Source organism: Pedobacter sp. ASV1-7, assembly GCF_040203335.1.
GTDB lineage: Bacteria > Bacteroidota > Bacteroidia > Sphingobacteriales > Sphingobacteriaceae > Pedobacter.
Window position 1 is genome coordinate 496,185 of sequence record NZ_JBEHBV010000003.1, and the last position, 18,863, is coordinate 515,047.

The 18,863-nt window shown below is 36.6% G+C and carries 15 protein-coding genes; 7 read left to right on the forward strand and 8 right to left on the reverse strand.

The annotated features are described in order from the left end of the window. Genes rimO through ABDJ41_RS10035 form a run of 3 tightly spaced genes read left to right on the forward strand, consistent with a single transcriptional unit; the run spans position 1 to position 4,059 of the window. Positions 1-1,335, forward strand: coding sequence for a 30S ribosomal protein S12 methylthiotransferase RimO (gene rimO / locus ABDJ41_RS10025; RefSeq protein ID WP_349785841.1), 1,335 nt, complete (start codon positions 1-3; stop codon positions 1,333-1,335). A 46-nt stretch (positions 1,336-1,381) separates the two neighbouring features. Continuing rightward, positions 1,382-2,968, forward strand: coding sequence for a bacillithiol biosynthesis cysteine-adding enzyme BshC (bshC, locus tag ABDJ41_RS10030; protein ID WP_349785844.1), 1,587 nt, complete (start codon positions 1,382-1,384; stop codon positions 2,966-2,968). Between the two features lie 5 nt (positions 2,969-2,973). Next, complete coding sequence (locus ABDJ41_RS10035) at positions 2,974-4,059, forward strand: Ldh family oxidoreductase (protein WP_349785847.1); 1,086 nt, start codon at positions 2,974-2,976, stop codon at positions 4,057-4,059. Here the strand turns inward: ABDJ41_RS10035 and lepB are convergent. From lepB to ABDJ41_RS10060, 5 genes are read right to left on the reverse strand one after another with little or no spacing between them, the layout of a single operon-like run. Further along, the gene (lepB, locus tag ABDJ41_RS10040) at positions 4,056-5,264 is read right to left on the reverse strand and encodes a signal peptidase I (protein WP_349785849.1); all 1,209 of its coding nucleotides are present in this window, start codon (positions 5,262-5,264) and stop codon (positions 4,056-4,058) included. The two genes, ABDJ41_RS10035 and lepB, sit on opposite strands and share 4 nt — an antisense overlap. A 5-nt stretch (positions 5,265-5,269) precedes the next feature. Then, positions 5,270-6,010 (reverse strand): 4-hydroxy-tetrahydrodipicolinate reductase, encoded by a 741-nt coding sequence (gene dapB, locus ABDJ41_RS10045; protein WP_349785851.1) that lies wholly within the window; start codon positions 6,008-6,010, stop codon positions 5,270-5,272. Between the two features lie 57 nt (positions 6,011-6,067). Beyond that, positions 6,068-6,688, reverse strand: coding sequence for a DUF5683 domain-containing protein (locus ABDJ41_RS10050; protein WP_349785852.1), 621 nt, complete (start codon positions 6,686-6,688; stop codon positions 6,068-6,070). Continuing rightward, entirely contained in the window at positions 6,688-7,614 is a 927-nt protein-coding gene (locus ABDJ41_RS10055; protein ID WP_349785853.1) for a ParB/RepB/Spo0J family partition protein, read from the reverse strand. Before ABDJ41_RS10055 ends, ABDJ41_RS10050 begins: the two co-directional genes overlap by 1 nt. 10 nt (positions 7,615-7,624) lie before the next feature. Further along, complete coding sequence (locus ABDJ41_RS10060; protein ID WP_349785854.1) at positions 7,625-8,428, reverse strand: ParA family protein; 804 nt, start codon at positions 8,426-8,428, stop codon at positions 7,625-7,627. A gap of 182 nt (positions 8,429-8,610) precedes the next feature. Between ABDJ41_RS10060 and ABDJ41_RS10065 the strand changes: the two genes are divergently transcribed. Continuing rightward, entirely contained in the window at positions 8,611-9,132 is a 522-nt protein-coding gene (locus ABDJ41_RS10065; protein WP_349785855.1) for an NADPH-dependent FMN reductase, read from the forward strand. Here ABDJ41_RS10065 and ABDJ41_RS10070 read toward each other — a convergent pair. Next, a complete protein-coding gene (locus ABDJ41_RS10070) occupies positions 9,119-9,577 on the reverse strand; it encodes a hypothetical protein (RefSeq protein ID WP_349785856.1) in 459 nt (152 codons plus the stop codon). The two genes, ABDJ41_RS10065 and ABDJ41_RS10070, sit on opposite strands and share 14 nt — an antisense overlap. 144 nt (positions 9,578-9,721) lie before the next feature. On the opposite strand from ABDJ41_RS10070, the gene ABDJ41_RS10075 reads away from it, so the two are divergent. Then, positions 9,722-11,254, forward strand: a complete 1,533-nt coding sequence (locus ABDJ41_RS10075) for an ABC transporter substrate-binding protein (RefSeq protein ID WP_349785857.1) — start codon at positions 9,722-9,724, stop codon at positions 11,252-11,254. Between the two features lie 16 nt (positions 11,255-11,270). On the opposite strand, the gene ABDJ41_RS10080 is transcribed toward ABDJ41_RS10075, so the two are convergent. Next, on the reverse strand, positions 11,271-13,706 hold the full coding sequence (locus ABDJ41_RS10080) for a TonB-dependent receptor (RefSeq protein ID WP_349785859.1): 2,436 nt from the start codon (positions 13,704-13,706) through the stop codon (positions 11,271-11,273). Positions 13,707-14,233: 527 nt separating this feature from the next. Here ABDJ41_RS10080 and ABDJ41_RS10085 point away from each other — a divergent pair. Both ABDJ41_RS10085 and ABDJ41_RS10090 read left to right on the forward strand, forming a co-directional pair. Next, the gene (locus ABDJ41_RS10085) at positions 14,234-14,887 is read left to right on the forward strand and encodes a hypothetical protein (protein ID WP_349785860.1); all 654 of its coding nucleotides are present in this window, start codon (positions 14,234-14,236) and stop codon (positions 14,885-14,887) included. A gap of 6 nt (positions 14,888-14,893) precedes the next feature. Beyond that, positions 14,894-15,841: a HEPN domain-containing protein gene (locus ABDJ41_RS10090; protein ID WP_349785861.1), complete on the forward strand. Its 948-nt coding sequence runs from the start codon at positions 14,894-14,896 to the stop codon at positions 15,839-15,841. Between the two features lie 160 nt (positions 15,842-16,001). Here ABDJ41_RS10090 and leuS read toward each other — a convergent pair whose 3' ends face one another. Continuing rightward, positions 16,002-18,809, reverse strand: coding sequence for a leucine--tRNA ligase (gene leuS / locus ABDJ41_RS10095; protein WP_349785862.1), 2,808 nt, complete (start codon positions 18,807-18,809; stop codon positions 16,002-16,004). Positions 18,810-18,863: the final 54 nt, after the last annotated feature.

Consider the following 18,863-nt stretch of genomic DNA (forward strand, 5'->3'; position numbering starts at 1 on the left):
ATGAATACAAAGACCACTTCAAAGATAATCCCGGTTAAAAAACCTAAAATCAATGTCATTACTTTAGGCTGCTCAAAAAACACCTATGATTCTGAGGTTTTAATGGGACAACTACGCGGCAATAGCATGGATGTGGTTCATGAAGACAATAAAATGGGTAAAGATGATATTGTTGTCATCAATACCTGCGGTTTTATTGACAATGCAAAACAGGAGTCTATTGATACCATCTTACAATACAGTCAATTAAAAGATGAAGGAAAAGTTGGAAAAGTATATGTGACAGGATGCTTATCTGAACGCTACAAGCCTGAGCTGGAAGCTGAAATCACAAATGTAGATGCGTACTTTGGCACAAATGATTTAAACAACTTATTACATTCCCTTGGTGCAAATTACAAACATGAACTGATTGGTGAGCGTCTACTTACAACTCCTTCTCATTTTGCATATTTTAAAATAGCAGAAGGCTGTAACCGTCCTTGCTCATTTTGTGCCATTCCATTAATGCGTGGAAAGCACGTTTCACGTGATATGCAGGAATTGGTAAATGAAGCAAAAATACTTGCTGCAGGTGGCACCAAAGAACTGATATTAATTGCTCAGGATCTTACTTACTATGGCCTTGATATCTACGGCAAACGTAATCTGGATGAATTGTTACGTCGCTTATCTGATGTAAATGGCATTGAATGGATCAGACTTCAATATGCTTATCCTTCTGGTTTCCCTATGGAAATCTTAGATGCCATGAACGAACGCGAAAACATTTGTAAATACCTGGATATGCCATTACAACATATTACTGATAATATGTTGAAATCAATGAGACGTGGTATTACTAAACAGAAAACCATTGATATAGTAAATCAGATCAGAGATAAAGTACCTGGTATCGCTATGCGTACTACACTAATCTGCGGTTATCCAGGTGAAACAGAACAGGACTTTGAAGAAATGCTGAACTGGGTGGAAGAAACCCGTTTTGACAGACTTGGTTGTTTTACTTATTCTCATGAAGAGAAAACACATGCGCATAGTCTTATTGATGATGTACCTGATGAAGTTAAACAAGAGCGTGTTGATGCAATTATGGAATTACAACAAGGTATTTCTTTTGATATTAATCAGGAAAAAATTGGTAAAACGTATAAAGTTTTAGTAGATAGAAAAGAAGGTGATTACTTTATAGGACGTACAGAATTCGATTCACCAGAGGTTGATAATGAAGTTTTAATCGATGCCAGTACAGGTTATGCTGCTAATGGAAGTTTTGTTCAGGTTAAGATAGATAGAGCAGAAGATTTTGATCTATATGGACAAATTGTAAAATAAAAGCTGCGAACTAAGATTTATAGTTTATTACTTTAAATTCGTACCAATGCAGGCAAAATACATCTCTTATCAAGAAACGAATGCTTTCTCTGCCGTTGTACTTGATTACATCAGTGGAAAAGACCAATTAAAGTCTTTTTATAAATATACTCCCGATTTTAATGGCTTCAGCGAAGCCATTAAAAATCGCAAATTCAATGCAGATCGAACTGTATTGGTTAACACTTTACAACGCCAGTATGCCAGTGTAAAAACAACCCCAATGGTAACCGAGCATATCAAACGTCTTGGAGATAGTCGAACGTTCACCATTACAACAGGTCACCAGCTCAATATTTTCACAGGCCCACTCTATTTTATTTATAAGATAGTAACAGCTATAAATCTAGCCAGAGAATTAAAACAAAAGTTTCCTGATTATAATTTCGTACCTGTTTATTGGATGGCAACTGAAGATCATGATTTCGAAGAGATCAATCATGTTAAAGTTGAAGATAGGTTACTAATGTGGGACAAATCTGCTGCTGGCGCCACTGGCAGGCTGAACACTAAAGATATTATTGAGACCCTTACAGCATATAAAGGATATTTGGGTATTGGTATGAACGGCCTTATGCTATCCAGATTAGTGGAAGCCGCCTATACAAATAATAACAAATTGAGTGATGCTACACGTGAACTGGTCGATGCTTTATTTGGCGAATACGGATTAGTTTGTGTTGATGCGGATGACCCTCAATTAAAAAAACAATTCTCTGAAGTTATATTTCAAGATATTACTGAACAGAATAGCTCTAAGTTCATTTCTGAGAGCAATACAAAACTGGAAGAACTTGGTCACAAACCACAGGTAAACCCCAGAGAAATTAACTTCTTCTATATGACAGATAATCTACGTGAACGTATAGTAGAAGAAGGTGGCCGCTACAAAGTAATGCATACAGACATTAGTTTTGGGAAGGACGAACTTCAAACTGAAATCAATAATTTCCCTGAAAGGTTTAGTCCAAATGTAGTAATGCGCCCGGTGTATCAGGAAGTAATTTTACCGAACCTTGCTTATATTGGTGGTGGTGCTGAAGTAACTTACTGGTTGCAATTAAAATCAAACTTTGACCATTATAAAATTGATTTCCCAGTACTATTATTGCGCAATTCTGCAATGGTAATTGATCGTAGAAGTGAATTAAGAATGCAAATTCTTGGTATCAGTCATAAAGACCTATTTGCAACAACTGAGACCTTAAAAAATGAATGGGTACGCGCCCATGTCAATTTGCATTTGTCTTTAAATGATGAAGAAAGAGCTATTAGTGCAGTATTTGATCAAATTAAACTAAATGCTTATAAAATCGACAAAACGCTCTCTCAATCAACTGACGCGGCTAAAAATAAAACATTAAAATTGATTACCAGCCTGGAGAAGAAAATGCTGAGAGCAGAAAAGCGTAAGCATAAGACCTCCCTGGCTCAGATAGAAAGTCTGAAAGAAAAGCTTTTCCCAACAGGTGTCCTACAGGAAAGAGTTCTTAATATTGCACCCATGTATATTTTATATGGTGATGAATTTATTGATTCATTAGTCGCATTCTTTAAACCTCTGGATCACCGGTTTACTATATTATTTGACTGATTACCATGAAATTCCACACATTTACCGAAAACAATCTTCGTCATTTTACTGAAAATGTCTTCTTAACAATGGGTTGTCCAGAAGCGGATGCAAAACTTGCTGCTGACGTTTTGTTACGTTCAGACTTAAGAGGTATTGATTCTCATGGTGTAGCTCGTTTAAGCGGATATGTGCGACTCTGGGAGAAGAAAAGGATTAATCCTGTACCAGTAGTTAAAATTGTTTATGAAACAGCTACAACCGCTACGGTGGATGGTGATGCCGGACTAGGATTAGTGGTAGCACCTTTTGCAATGAATGTTGCAATAGAAAAAGCAAAGACTTATGGAAGCGGATGGGTCTCGGTAAAAAACTCCAACCATTTTGGCATTGCAGGTTATCATGCTTTATTAGCTGTAGAACAAGATATGATTGGAATAAGTATGACCAATGCCAGCCCACTGGTAGCCCCTACTTATTCAAGCGAAAGATTATTAGGGACTAACCCAATGTGTTACGCCTTTCCCGCAGGAAAATATCCTCCCGTAATAGTAGATATGGCAACTGCAGCTGCGGCAAATGGCAAACTTGAAATTGCACAAAGAGCTAATCATCCTATTCCTGAAGGGTGGGTACAAGATGCTACAGGAAATAACTCTATAAATCCACATCAACTTAAAGAAGGTGGTTCATTACTACCTTTAGGGAGTGATAAAGACCATGGAAGTCATAAAGGATATGGATTAGGTGCAACTGTTGATATTTTGTCAGCAGTTCTATCTGGCGCTAACTACGGACCATGGGTTCCTCCTTTTGTAGCCTTCCTTGAACCACCAACCGACCCTGTTGGTGAAGGGATCGGTCACTTTTTTGGCGCAATGCGGGTGGATGGATTCCGTCCTGCACAGGATTTTAAAAATCACCTGGATAATTGGATTGAGCGCTTTAAAGGTTCAAAAACTGTAGATCCTGAAAAAAGAGTTGTCATACCAGGTGAACCGGAATATGAATTCGAAAACGAGCGCAAAAAAAACGGCATCCCTTTAATTGATGCCGTTGTGAATGATTTAAATGATCTTGCCCTTAAATTAAGTATTGCTGGCTTATCTTAATGAATGCCGCTAAGTAGCCTGCTCCACCTGATTTTACTGAAGAACTTCTTATTAGTATCGTAACTCATCCAGATGAACAATGCCTTTCCGACGATATGATCTTCGGGCACAAACCCCCAATATCTTGAGTCTAAAGAACGGTGTCTATTATCTCCCATCATCCAGTAATAGTCCATTTTAAAAGTATAGCTGTCGGCAGGTTTGCCATTAATCAACCATCCATTTCCCGATTTTTCCAGTTTATTACCTTCATAAATACGGATACTTCTTTCATAAAGTGGCATGGTTGCACTATCCAACTTAACTGTCCAACCTTTCTTAGGAATAATGATCGGGCCAAAGTTATCGACATTCCAGTTTCTATTTTTATCAAAAGGGAAAATATCACTTTCACGCTCACCAGGAAGAGCAGTCTTTTCTTTTACAGATTGTACAAAGTCAAGCTTTTTAACCTCTGCCATTATCTCTTCGGTACCATTAAATTCATATACATTCTGAGTCATAGTACTTCTAATATCTTCAGCGATATTAAAACCTAAATCTTCAAACACAGCCGGATTAAAATCCGCCGTTTTAAAAACTACATCATAAGTGATTTCCCCGGTATTTTTCAACTTTTCGGGCTTTCCATTCACAGAAACCAATCCATTGCTCATTGTAATAGTATCCCCAGCAATGGCTATACAACGTTTGATATAGTTTTCCCTTTTATCAACTGGTCTGCTTACAATTGTATACCTGCTGTTAATAGCTTGCCAGCCTTCTGCTCTTACCATCATATAATAATCCGCATCCTGTTGTTCCAGTGCTACAGTATCACCTTGTGGATAGTTGAAAACGACTACATCATTTCTTTTGATTTCAGACAAACCTGGTAATCTACGGAAGTCCCATTTAACCCCTTCCCAATAGGCTTTTGTACCAGTTATCGGCATAGTGTGGTGTGCGAAAGGAAAAGCTACTGGTGTCATCGGTATCCTTGCACCATAATTCACTTTGCTTACGAACAAGAAATCCCCTACTAACAATGATTTTTCCATTGATGCGGTAGGAATAGTATAAGCCTCAATAAAGAACACTCTTATAATTGTGGCGGCAATTACGGCAAAGATAATAGCATCAACCCACTCTCGGGTACGTGATTTTTTCTTTTTTGGCTTATCATCCTTGCTTTCGGTATTTTTTTGCCAGAATTTCCAATTCATATCTATTATTTAAAATTAAATATATCAGCTATATTATAAAAGCCTTGTTTATTATTCAACCATTCCGCGGCAACCACAGCACCAAGTGCAAAGCCAGAGCGATTATGTGCTGTATGTTTTAACTCTATCTCATCTACTTCAGAGCTATACAAAACAGTATGAGTCCCTGGAACATTCTCAATTCTGTGAGATTCAATTAGCAATTGTTCTTTTTTTACAACCTCTTCAAATGGCGTACCCACTAATTCATTTACCCATTCATTTTTTCTGTCTAACTGCTCAATAATACCCTCTGCAAGAGTCATTGCTGTACCACTTGGTGAGTCTAATTTTTGTGTATGGTGTATTTCTTCAACCTGAACTTCGTAAGCTGGAAAATCATTCATTAATTTTGCCATCATCTTACTAATATGAAAAAACAAATTAACCCCTATACTAAAGTTTGATCCATAAAGCAAAGTATTGTTACGACTCAGACAATCGTTTTTCACTTGTTGCAATTCTCCATACCATCCCGTTGTTCCTACCACTACAGGTAGATTTGCATCAAAGCAAGCATAAATATTGCTAAGAGCAGCATCAGGTGCACTAAAGTCTATAGCTATATCCGCTTTTGAAAGATTAGCTGTTGTCAAATCTGCAGTATTGTCAATGTTTATTTTCAAGACGATCTCATGGCCTCTTTCCAGTGCAAACCGTTCAATGATCTGCCCCATTTTACCATAACCAAGTAAAGCTATTTTCATTTAGTCTATATGTTTTTTGGTGATGAAGCTTACAATACAGGCTTCATTTAGTTTATTTTAAAAAGTAATTGCAATCTTCATTCCCGGAGCAATTGAATGATATCCATACATCTGATTAGCATTCATTAAATCCGGTCTTATTTTTATTCTCGTTACGTCACCCACATCAAAATTTGCCAAACGGGCGTCGATATAAGCTTCTACAATATTAAGTAAATATAATCCTGCATAAGAGAAAATAATCACCTGTTTATTTCTTCGGTAAATATCTTTAGCGGAAATCAGACGATCGGTGGGAGTATTTGCATAAAGTGGGTTTTCAGTTCTTTCATCAACATCGGGATTATCTTTATTCTTATTCCTATACTCCAATTCTTTTATAAAGATATTATACTGCTTAGAGTTGTCTATATATGAAATGGTCAAAAAAGCAGCTCCAGTATATATACCTGCTACTTTTAAGCCTCTGTAAAGATTAAAGCCATTCCTGATTTGCCCTAATCCGGGTAACATTGCCGACCTGATCATAGCTCTTCGTCCAGCTATTTTACCTTGATTTACATAAGGTTTAACAGAGTCTGTAGTTGTGCTATCTTTTTTCATGGTCACTTTTTCCTGGGCCTTTGCATTAGCAAAAGCAAAGAACAAGCAAACCGACAATAGCAATACCTTATACATTACCAATCTAATAACTCTAAAATCCTGTTCAGGTCATCATCCGACATAAATGGAATTTCGATAGCTCCTTTGCCATTGTCTCCAACTTTCAATTTCACTTTAGTAGCAAATTTAGAAGCTAAATCTTTCTGTAATTTTTGATATTCAAAAGGTACAGCCTTGGATTTCAGCTGAAACTTAGGCTTAACTTCTACACTATTTATACTCCTTACCAGTTCTTCCACCTTTCTAACAGAAAGTCCCTTATCAATAATTTCCTGATGGATAAATAGCTGCTTTTCTTCTTGTTCAACATTGATCAGGGCACGTGCATGCCCCATTGATATTTTCTGGTCACGAATAGACACCTGTATTACCGGAGGTAATTTGAGCAGACGCAGATAATTGGTTACTGTAGTACGGTTTTTCCCTACCCTTTCTCCTAGCTGTTCCTGTTTTAAATTACACTCATCAAGCATACGCTGAAAACTCAATGCGACCTCAATCGCGTTAAGATTTTCACGTTGTATATTTTCAATAAGTGCCATTTCCAGCATCTGCTGATCATTTGCACTACGTACATAGGCAGGTATCTGAGTTAATCCAGCTAGTTTAGAAGCTCTTAATCTACGTTCACCAGATATTAACTGATATTGATTTGCTCCTTGTTTCCTAACTGTAATCGGCTGAATAAGCCCCTGTACTTTAATAGATTCCGACAATTCATTTAAGGCCACCTGATCAAATTCGGTTCGTGGCTGATATGGATTGGTTTCTATTTCAGAAATATTAATTAATCCGATATTATTATTGGTACTCTGGCTGCTTTCCTGCCTTGTTTCACTTACCGGATTAACCTCGCTTCTAGGCGGATTAACTGATTCGCTATCATCTAAAAGCGCACTTAATCCTCTACCTAAACCTGTTTTTCGCTGAAAAGATGTCATTAAAAAAAAATTAAATAATTGCCGTATTTACATCCTGCACTTCTTTTACCAATCCGTTTTTACGAACGATTTCGCGTGCCAGGTTCAGATAATTGATGGCTCCTTTACAGTTAGCATCATGCATAATTACAGATACACCATAACTTGGAGCCTCGCTTAAGCGGGTATTTCGTTGAATAATGGTTTCAAATACAAGTTCCTGAAAATGTGTTTTAACTTCCTCAACTACCTGGTTTGACAAACGTAAACGCACATCATACATGGTTAGTAATATTCCTTCAATTTCTAGCTCAGGATTTAAACGGTTTTGAACAATTTTAATTGTGTTCAGCAATTTACCTAATCCTTCTAATGCAAAATATTCACACTGTACAGGTATAATAACAGAATCCGCAGCTGTTAAAGCATTGATCGTTATTAAACCTAGCGATGGCGAACAATCAATAATTATAAAATCATACTGATCTTTAATTTTCTCCATCACCGCCTTCATTTTATACTCTCTGTTGGTGAGGTTGATCATTTCAATCTCAGCACCTACCAAATCAATATGTGCGGGCAACAGATCCAGGTTAGGGGTTTCTGTTTTTTGTATGGCATCCATCGGTTCAATATCATTAATGATACATTCGTAGATGCTGTTTTTAATATTTCTTGGGTCAAAACCAATACCAGATGTTGAGTTGGCCTGAGGGTCTGCGTCGACCAGTAAAGTCCTGTATTCCAGTACAGCTAAACTTGCGGCTAAGTTTATAGATGAAGTCGTTTTACCTACACCACCTTTTTGATTTGCCAATGCAATAATTTTACTCATTTATCTTTTTAATAATTACGAATTATTTACTTAAGGCTTATTTTACATTGAAGTAAATCTATAAAAAATGCTATTTTTGTATCGTTTTAGGCATATTTTAACGATTAGCTAAGATACAAACTAAATGGCAAAACTAGCACTAATGATTTAAGTGTTTTACACATCTTATTAACAATTTCCGCATGATAACTATCGTATCAGGGACAAACAGACCTGCGAGTAACACCTTAAAAGTCGCAAAATATTATCAGAAAACATTGGCAGAAAAAGGGTTACAAACTCATCTTTTTAACCTTGAAGACCTTCCTGAAAATTTAATTGCCAACGATCTTTATGGCAAAAGAAGCCCTGAATTTGAACCAATTCAACAAATGATTGCTAATACCAGTAAGTTCCTTTTCATCATTCCCGAATATAATGGCAGTTTCCCTGGTGTTCTAAAAACGTTCATTGACGCCTGCAATTTCCCCGAAAGTTTTTACGATAAAAAAGCAGCACTTGTTGGTGTATCATCTGGAAAATATGGCAATATCCGCGGCATAGATCATTTTGGTGGTGTTTGCAGTTATCTCCACCTTCACGTACTCCCTTTAAGGATTCATATTTCAGCTATAAAAACAGAATTAGATGAAAGCGGAAACCTGTTTAAGGAGGATACTATTAAATTCACTAATCAACAGATGGACAAATTTATTGCGTTTTAAAGCTTAACCAGTCTATCCCTTCATTTCCGAATACAAAAAAACCAGGGTAAAGCATTTCTGCAATATCTTCAAGAGCAGTTACCAGATCTTCTGCATCTGCAGTATCCAGATCCTGGCCATTCATTAAATAAACCCTGTTAAATTCTACAGCTGGCCAGCTTTTATCCAATAAAGATGGTACAATTCCCATCAATTCGAGCATGGTTTTACCCTTTTCCATATAGATTACGACTTTTGCAGACTGTGTAAAATCGTATAATATACCCCCTGCACTTAAGATAACCTCTTCTAATGCATAATTCAATTCATTATTGGTATCCAGACAGGCCACAGGAACCTTGTCCATAAACTTTATTTTATGTTCGATTATATCCTTACGATCCTGAAGTTGTTCCCTCAGAACTTCATCCTTAACTTTATTTATAACCGAGTTTAAAAAAGACATATTAAATTATTTATTACTTTGTACAAAATTACTATTCCTATAGCGATACGCCGTATGATAAACAATATTTTTTATGTCCTGCTGATTTTAATGTTTTTATCCTGTAAAAACAATTCATCCGATGCGAAAAAAAAAGTGTTTAACATGAATCTGGATCAAAATGTAACTTCCCTTGACCCAGCCTTCGCACGTAACCAAAATGCAATATGGATGATGAACCAGATTTTCAATGGCCTTGTTCAGATCGACAGCACACTAAATCCACTCCCTTGTATCGCTAAAACCTGGCAAACTTCAGCAGATAATTTAACTTACACTTTTAATCTACGCAATGATGTTTATTTTCATGATGATCCCATTTTCCCAAATGGCAAAGGTCGCAAAGTAGTGGCAGCAGATTTTAAATATAGTTTTTATCGCTTAATTGATCCTAAAGTGGCTTCTTCTGGTGGTTGGATTTTTAATGATAAGGTAAAAGACATCAATAGTTTCATTGCCGTAAACGACAGCACTTTCCAGATAAAACTTTCCACTCCTTTTCCAGCATTTATAAATTTGCTGACAACGCTATATTGCTCAGTCGTACCTCATGAAATAGTAGAACATTATGGCAAAGATTTCAGGAGCCATCCCATTGGCACAGGCCCTTTCAAATTTAAATACTGGAAAGAAGATGAGATATTGGTAATGCTGAAGAATGAGAAATACTGGGAAAGAGAGAATGGCCATCAACTACCTTATCTAGATGCAATAAAGGTGACTTTCATTAGCGATAAGCAAAGTGCCTTTATGAATTTCATAAAAAAAGATCTGGATTATTTTGATAAGGTTGATGGTAGTTACCGAGATGATATTTTAACAAAAAGTGGTCAGATGACCAGCAAATACAAAGGAAAATTTCATTTAAGAAAAGGGCCTTACTTATGCACTGAATATGTGGGAATATTGGTCGACACCTCCAAATCTATTGTTAAAACTTCTCCTTTAAGATTTAAAAAGGTTCGTCAGGCCATCAACTATGCAATCGACAAGCCTAAACTGATCAAATATTTAAGAAACAGCATTGGTATTCCGGCAACATCAGGTTTTATTCCACATGGTATGCCTGGCTTTGATAGTGTCGCTGTTAAAGGCTATCATTATGATCCTGATAAAGCAATCAAATTACTTGCGGAAGCTGGTTTCCCTAATGGAAAAGGCATGCCTCAGATTACTTTGAGTACCTCTACAACCTATAAAGATCTGATTGAGTTTATCCAAGGAGAACTAAATGCTATAGGCATTAAAGTTAAAGTTGACGTAAGTCCTAATGCGAGCTTAAGGGACCTTATTGCTAAAAATAGCGTCAACTTCTTTAGGGGGTCCTGGATTGCTGATTACCCGGATGGCGAGAACTTCCTCGCTATGTTCTATTCTAAAAATAAGGTACCCAACGGTCCTAATTATACAGGGTACTTTAAAGATGAGTTTGACCGTTTATTCGAGCAAAGTTATTATGAGAATGACAATCAAAAACGTTTCCTACTTTATCAGAAAATGGACAGAATGATTGTAGAATATGCCAACGTCGTTCCCATTCTTTATGACCAATCATTGGTCATGACCCAGAATAACATCAGCGGATACTCGCTTAATGCCTTAAATCTAATGGTGTTGAAAACGGTTAAAAAGGACTAACATTACGTCTAAATAGTTAATTACCTATTCCTCCACCAACACCTTGTTGCTGTTCATCTTTTTTCAAATCATCATTATTTACACCTTTTTTCTTTTTCGGCTGAGCATTAAAGTTCATTTTACCAAATTTATAACTAAAGTTAAGTCCAAAAGAACGCAAAGGATAATGGATGTCTGTAAATTGTATTGAATTTGCTGTGCGATTTTCAGTCTTGATATTTAAGTCGCGATTAAAAGGATTAAGAACATTCAGACCGATAGTTGCTTTTTGTTTTAAGATTTCCTTTTTTACTGTCGCTCCGTAAAAATACATTTTTTCTGTTCTGCCCTGAAAAGTTCTTTTCGGAGAATTCAGTACTCCCCATATCTCAGTTGTCCACCCTTTAGGCAAAGCATAAGCGGACCGTGCAAAAGCTGTATAATTTAAAAATGTACCCGTATTTAGATTATCCTCTTCATTGTTAACCTCATAGGTGTTTAAGCCCAAATTAGCCATTAAAGTCCATTTTGGTTTTGGATTGTAAGAACCAAATATATTAAAACCGTAAGACTGACTAGTTCCAACATTCCGATAAGTAGTCAGGTTTTTACTTATACCATTCTCCACAATTGGCTCTATGGCACTCTCAATTACATTACCTGTGGTCCTATAGAAAACAGAAGCATTAATTACTGATCCTTTAATGAAAGTCGAGTAACCTAGCTCAATATTATCCGTTAACTCAGGTGATAGTTTAGGATTACCCTCCATTGGATTATAAACATCACTTTCATTTCTAAAAGGATTCAAATAAAACAAGCTGGGACGTTGAATTCGACGATTATAGCTCAATTTAACTGTCGTCATTGGTTTTTTGAGCGTTTTAGAAATCAACATACTAGGAAACAGATTAAAATAATCATTATCAAAGTTCAAACTATTTCCAGCCAAACCATTAATCTTAGTATACTCAGCTCTTAAACCAGCCTTAACAGAAATCTTTTTAGTCAGTTTAAAACCCATTACACCATAAGCCGAGGCAACATTCTGATCATAATCAAAATCCTGTTCCAACTGATCATAATCACTCACAATATTTCTAAAGATGCCCTTCAGTCCTGTCTCAAGTACTGTAGTCTTGCTAAAAGGATAAGTATAATCACTTTGTACTGTATACTCGTTGTTTTTTCCAGTATTATGTCCCATTATAATTTCATCAGGAAACCCTGCAAGACTAAATGTATTACTAAAATCACTTCCATTTCTTCCTGTTGACAATTGAGCAGAGACACTAAATTCTTCACCTTCTTTCTTACTAGTCTTTCTATAATCCACATTCCAATCCAGATTATTGAAACTCATATCCATGTCCCTTAAATTAACAGATGATACTCCATTACGAACAATATCAGAACGACCTGGTCCACCATTTGAAAAGCGATTCATTTTAGCCGTAGTACTAATATTATGATAAGCATTAAAATCATAATCCAGTCCAAAACTGCCATTATAACCAACCCTTGACCATTTAGAGAAACCATCTTGCGTAGTTGTATTAGTTACCCCATCTACAATAGCACTATTATAATTGAAAACTTTAGAGTTTTGAGGATAAGCCTGGTTTAATCCAAGACTTCCATTCAAGGACAAACGACCTGTTTTAGCATTCAGGTTAAAGGCACCATTGTTAGAACGAGTACCCACAGTTGTATTAACACTACCACTTACACCCTCTGCCGTTTTCTTTTTAGTAATGATATTAATAATCCCACCAGAGCCCTCTGCATCATACTTAGCCGACGGACTTGTGATAACCTCTACACTTTTTATTTGTTCAGCAGGAATCATTTTTAAAGCGTCAGCTACGCTGTTAGCCATAGTTCCAGATGGTTTGCCATTAATCAAAACTCTTACCGAACTACCGCGAAGCTGTACATTTCCATTGATATCAACAGAAAGCATTGGTACCTTTCGCATCACATCTGTCGCATCGCCACCAGCATTGGTAATGTCTTGTTCCGCATTATAAACCAACTTATCCACCTTGTTTTCTATCAATGCTTTCTGTCCGGTGATTTCAACTTCCTTTAAATTACCTGCAACAGCACTCAGATAAATTACTCCTGCATTATGATCCGGTTTTTCTGGAGTAGTCTTAAGGAGTATAGTTTTTGTCTTATAGCCCATAAAACCAATAGACAGCTTATAGTCATCAGGCGATACATTTTGTATAACAACCTTACCTTTTGAATCAGTAACAGCACCGTTTATGGATTTACCATCCTTTGCATTAAATAATGAGACACTGACATAATCGATTGGCTTTTTTGTCAGTGAATCCATTACAACAGCAACAATACGCCCTTTAACTGTTGATTTCGCAGGCCCTCCAAGAGCAAATTGAGCTTTTACACTAAAGAATGGTATTAAGACCAGAAATAAGATGGCAAAATATCTGAGATAACTTTTCATAACCAATTAGTTGGCCAAAAATAAAAAATGTTACAGATAAATATTAGAAAACCATTCTACTAACAGACTTCTATTTTTTCAATTCTTACAAAATATTTGAAAACCATCCACTTCTTTACATTATATAACAAAAATTAATTATATAGAAATATTTGGTTGTAATAGTTATTATACCCAAGTTTGAAAAATAAAACAAAATTGACACTTAAAATAACCACCTATGGATTAAGTAAAAAAATACATAATTAAGTTATTCCCTAAATGAGGGATTAATTATAGAGTCTCTTCTGTCAAATTACCACAAATTCAAGAACAGAGACAATAGATTAATACCCCTGACAATATTTATGTACTTTTGGTGCACTATAGCTGTCATGGGGTCTATTGTAAATCCATGTTCGTGGCTGTGGTAAGTCTGGCAGTATGGTATTTAGACCCCGCTATAGTGCATTTTCTCTATATGTTCTATAGTTGGCAAATAAACTTCAATCCGAGACTCATTTTAAACTAAAACAATAAAATGAGATATGCCAAATCAACACATTACAAGATTTTCTGGTATGCTAAATCAGCATGAATTAAAAGAACGTTATATTTTTATTAAACAGTGCAGGGAAAATGGATTTTCAAGAGAGGATATCGCTTTTTTATTAGGGCGAAGTTCTTATCACATCATAGACTATGAGGGCCTTTCAACTCATATAAAAATGGACTACATGGATCATGAAGTAATGGCTGAATTGTTCAAAACACTCGCCCCAAGAGCTCCAGCGTTTGATTACATGATCGATAAGCATAATATATCTCATGAAAAGAGATTGATCAGAGGTACTTATACCTCATCAGAAAAAGGCTGTTTATATCAATTCAATCATCCCTGGACAATCAAAGGCATAAATAAGCCAATTGTAATTGATATGAAACTCTGCAGAGACTATAATTATGATGAACAGATCAGACTCTTATTAAAGTTCCAACTTAATAAGTTAATAAAGCTGGGCTATTTCGATCATAAATTTGCCCCAATTAAGATTTATGATTATATATATTCAACTATACAAATTGAATGGTGCTCGTTATTTACCCCCCTATTAAAGCAAGTAGTATACGATTTCATCAGAAATGATAAGCTTATCCCTTTAAATGAATCTGGCCATATCTTTTATCAAATTAAACTTTAAATATCTATGAAAATACCAATACCAAATCAGACATTATTAACGGACGACCCTCAACTTCAGGAAATAGCTTTGAAAATTACCGATCAAATTACTGTCGACCGCATTTACTTTTTCCAGTTTCAATATAAAAAGATCAGTTTTCCAGAACTAATTATTCTCATCCCACGTTCTGCGAAACAGCACCTTACTGAAGCAAAGCCACTTGCTAATGTGATTCTAAGCAGGTACCAAAATTATAAATTCCGGATGTTTCATACACATGAAGTGAGAGATGCCTTGAATCAGGGAAGTATGGTATTTTCTAATATCTGCAGACCAGAAAATTTAATCTACCGACAAACTGAAAGCCCAATTGATGCAGTTATTTATGAATTAAATTATCAAACTGTACAAAATAATACAACCACAAAATTCAATAAAGAATTAAAAAAGGTTGCCGATTTTAGAGAGGGCACCAAATTTTACTGGGATTGTAAGAACTACCCCCTATCTGCATTTATGTTGCATCAGTCCTTAGAACTGAGCTACAGGGCAGCAGAGATTTTGATCGTTGGGAAAGAACGGGCATCACATTGTCTCAGAAGTCATCAAAAATATCTTTCTCACTATGCTCAGGAATTTAATCTCGTTTTTAATGAAAAGAAAGAGGAAGACATGGAATTAGTGGATTTGCTAAATGATGCGTACAGTGCAGTGCGACATAAAAACACTTACCAGATTACCCAAAATCAACTGGCTCTTTTAGTGGACAAAGCAAGTGCAATGGATATACTTATTACAGAATTATATCAACTGATCTCAGAGCAATTTACTCAGGATTTTATATTAAATGAAAACCCAGATAATTCTGAATCAATAGATATAAAAACAATGCCGCATAAAGACATTACAATAGAAAACTTAAAGATTACGCTCAACAAAATTGAAATGATGATTAAAAACGTACTACAGTAATGCTTAAATACCTCCTAAAACAAAACGGCCAGCTATAAGCGATATAACCGGCCACCCTACTGAAAGAAAAAATCACCTTCTCTAATGCGGCATCAGGCGCTTTTTCTTCTTCAGAAAAAGATGCCAGACGCAGAAGAGAACGGTTATTTTTTCCTTCTTATTATAAAACTATGTTAACAATCCTACCTTTAACAACAATCATCTTTTTAGGAGTCTTGCCATCCAGATATTTCTGTACATCCTCATTAGCAAGCACAAGGTCTTCAATCTCCTTAGCTTCCAAAGTAAGACTGATATTTAAATTAAGCCTTGTTTTACCATTAACCGATATAGGGTAACTAAACTCATCCTCTACCAAATGTGCAGGGTTAAACGTTGGATATGGAGCATAAGATAAAGTGCCTTCTTCATTTCCTAATAACGACCAAAGCTCTTCACAAACGTGAGGTGCATAAGGAGAAAGAACAACAACAAGATCTTCCAGCACCTGACGATTTTTACATTTCAGATCTGTAAGCTCATTTACGGCAATCATAAAACTGGATACCGAAGTATTGAACGAGAAGCGCTCAATATCATCCTGAACCTTTTTAATGATTTTATGCAAAGCTTTCAATTCAGCTTTAGTCGGCACAGAATCATTCACATGGAAAGTCATGGCTTCATTATGGTACAAACGCCAGAACTTACGCAAGAACTTAAATACCCCTTCAATACCATTGGTATTCCAAGGCTTACTTTGCTCTAACGGCCCTAAGAACATTTCGTACATTCTTAAAGTATCAGCTCCATAACTTTCGATCAACATATCCGGGTTTACTACGTTGTAATAAGATTTCGACATCTTTTCAACCTCTACGCCACAGATATATTTGCCATTTTCAAGAATAAACTCAGCATTTTCAAACTCTGGTCTAAATAACTTGAACTTAGCAATATCTAAAATCTCATTCTCTACAATATTTACGTCAACATGTAGCGCAGAGGTTTTATAATCCTTTCTCAAACCATAAGAAACCAATTTATTGGTACCTTTTCCCTCTTCATCAATGACACGGTAAACGAAGTTACTTCTACCCTGGATCATACCCTGGTTGATTAGCTTTTTGAAAGGTTCCTCTTCCTGTACATAACCTAAATCTTTAAGGAACTTGTTCCAGAAACGGCTATACAAAAGGTGACCAGTAGCATGTTCTGAACCACCAATGTAAAGATCTACATCTTTCCAGTAAGCAATTGCATCCTTTGACGCGAAATCCGAGTCGTTTTTCGCATCCATATAGCGATACCAATACCAGCTAGAACCAGCCCAGCCCGGCATAGTACTTAACTCATACTCATATTGATCTTCATACTTCCAACCTTCGGCCCTACCCAATGGAGGTTCGCCAGTTTCAGTAGGCAGATATTTATCAATTTCCGGTAGCATCAAAGGCAGTTCTTCCTCATTCACCAAATAAGGCAAACCATCTTTAAAATAAACAGGAATAGGCTCACCCCAATAACGCTGGCGACCAAATATAGCATCGCGCATACGGTAATTGATTTTAGCTTTACCAACTTCTTTTTCTTCCAGCCAGGCATTTAAAGTTGCCGTAGCTTCAGTATAATTCATTCCGTTTATAAAACCAGAATTGATGTATTTTCCTTCCTTAGTTGCATCAGCCTGGTTTTCAATATCCTGCTGAGCGTCTAAAATCTGTGTGACAGGCAGGTTAAAATGACGGGCAAATAACCAGTCGCGCTGATCACCACTTGGCACGCCCATAACAGCCCCAGTACCATAACCAGCAAGTACGTAATCGGCAATCCAAAGCTGGATACGTTCGCCACTCACCGGGTTAATCACATAACTACCCGTAAAAGCACCAGATACCGTTTTGGTATCAGCCATACGATCCAATTCAGATTTCTTTTTAGTTTGAGCAATATAATTGTTAATGTCATTTTGCTGTGCAGCAGTAGTCACCTGTGTAACAAGCTCATGCTCTGGCGCCAACACCAAATATGAAACACCAAAGATTGTATCCACACGCGTGGTAAAAACTTCAATATAATCCTGACTAAGCTCAGAGATTTCTTCTGAAGGCTCAATAGCAAATCTAACACTGGCACCTACGCTTTTTCCAATCCAGTTACGCTGCATTTCTTTAACAGGTTCTGGCCAGTCGATGGTATTTAAGCCCTGTAATAATCTTTCAGCATAAGCAGAGATGCGCATACTCCATTGCATCATTTTCTTCTGCTCAACCGGATGTCCGCCACGCTCAGAGAAACCATCTTTCACCTCATCATTGGCCAATACTGTACCTAAAGCAGCACACCAGTTAACCGTACTTTCTTTCAAATATGTTAAGCGGTATTTTAAAAGCTCTTCCTGCTTTTCTTCTTCGGTCATGGTTGCCCAATCACTCGGCATAAAGCTTTTGGTATCCTCATCACAAACAGCTTTTACATCTGCAGAACCTGCAGCATTAAACTTTTCGATCAAGGTACTAATATCTTCTGCACGATCATTTTCCAGGTTATACCAGGAATTGAACAACTGCATAAATATCCACTGCGTCCATTTGTAATACTCTGGATCACTGGTGCGTACTTCCCTACTCCAATCAAAAGAGAAACCAATACCGTCCAATTGTTTACGGTAGGTATTGATATTTGCTTCTGTAGTTAAAGCAGGATGTTGACCAGTTTGAATGGCATACTGCTCTGCCGGCAAACCGAAAGAATCATATCCCATAGGATGAAGCACATTGAAACCTTTCAGTCTTTTGTACCTTGAAAATATATCAGAAGCAATATAGCCAAGTGGGTGTCCAACATGTAAACCCGCTCCCGAAGGATATGGAAACATGTCCAGCACATAAAACTTAGGTTTTGCAGAATCAGTTTCTGCTTTAAACGTTTGGTTCTGAGCCCAGAACTTCTGCCACTTTTGCTCTATTTCTTTAAATTGGTAATCCATTAATGCTATTCCTTTTATAGCGCGAAAATAATGAAATAAAGATGGTTAGCGAAA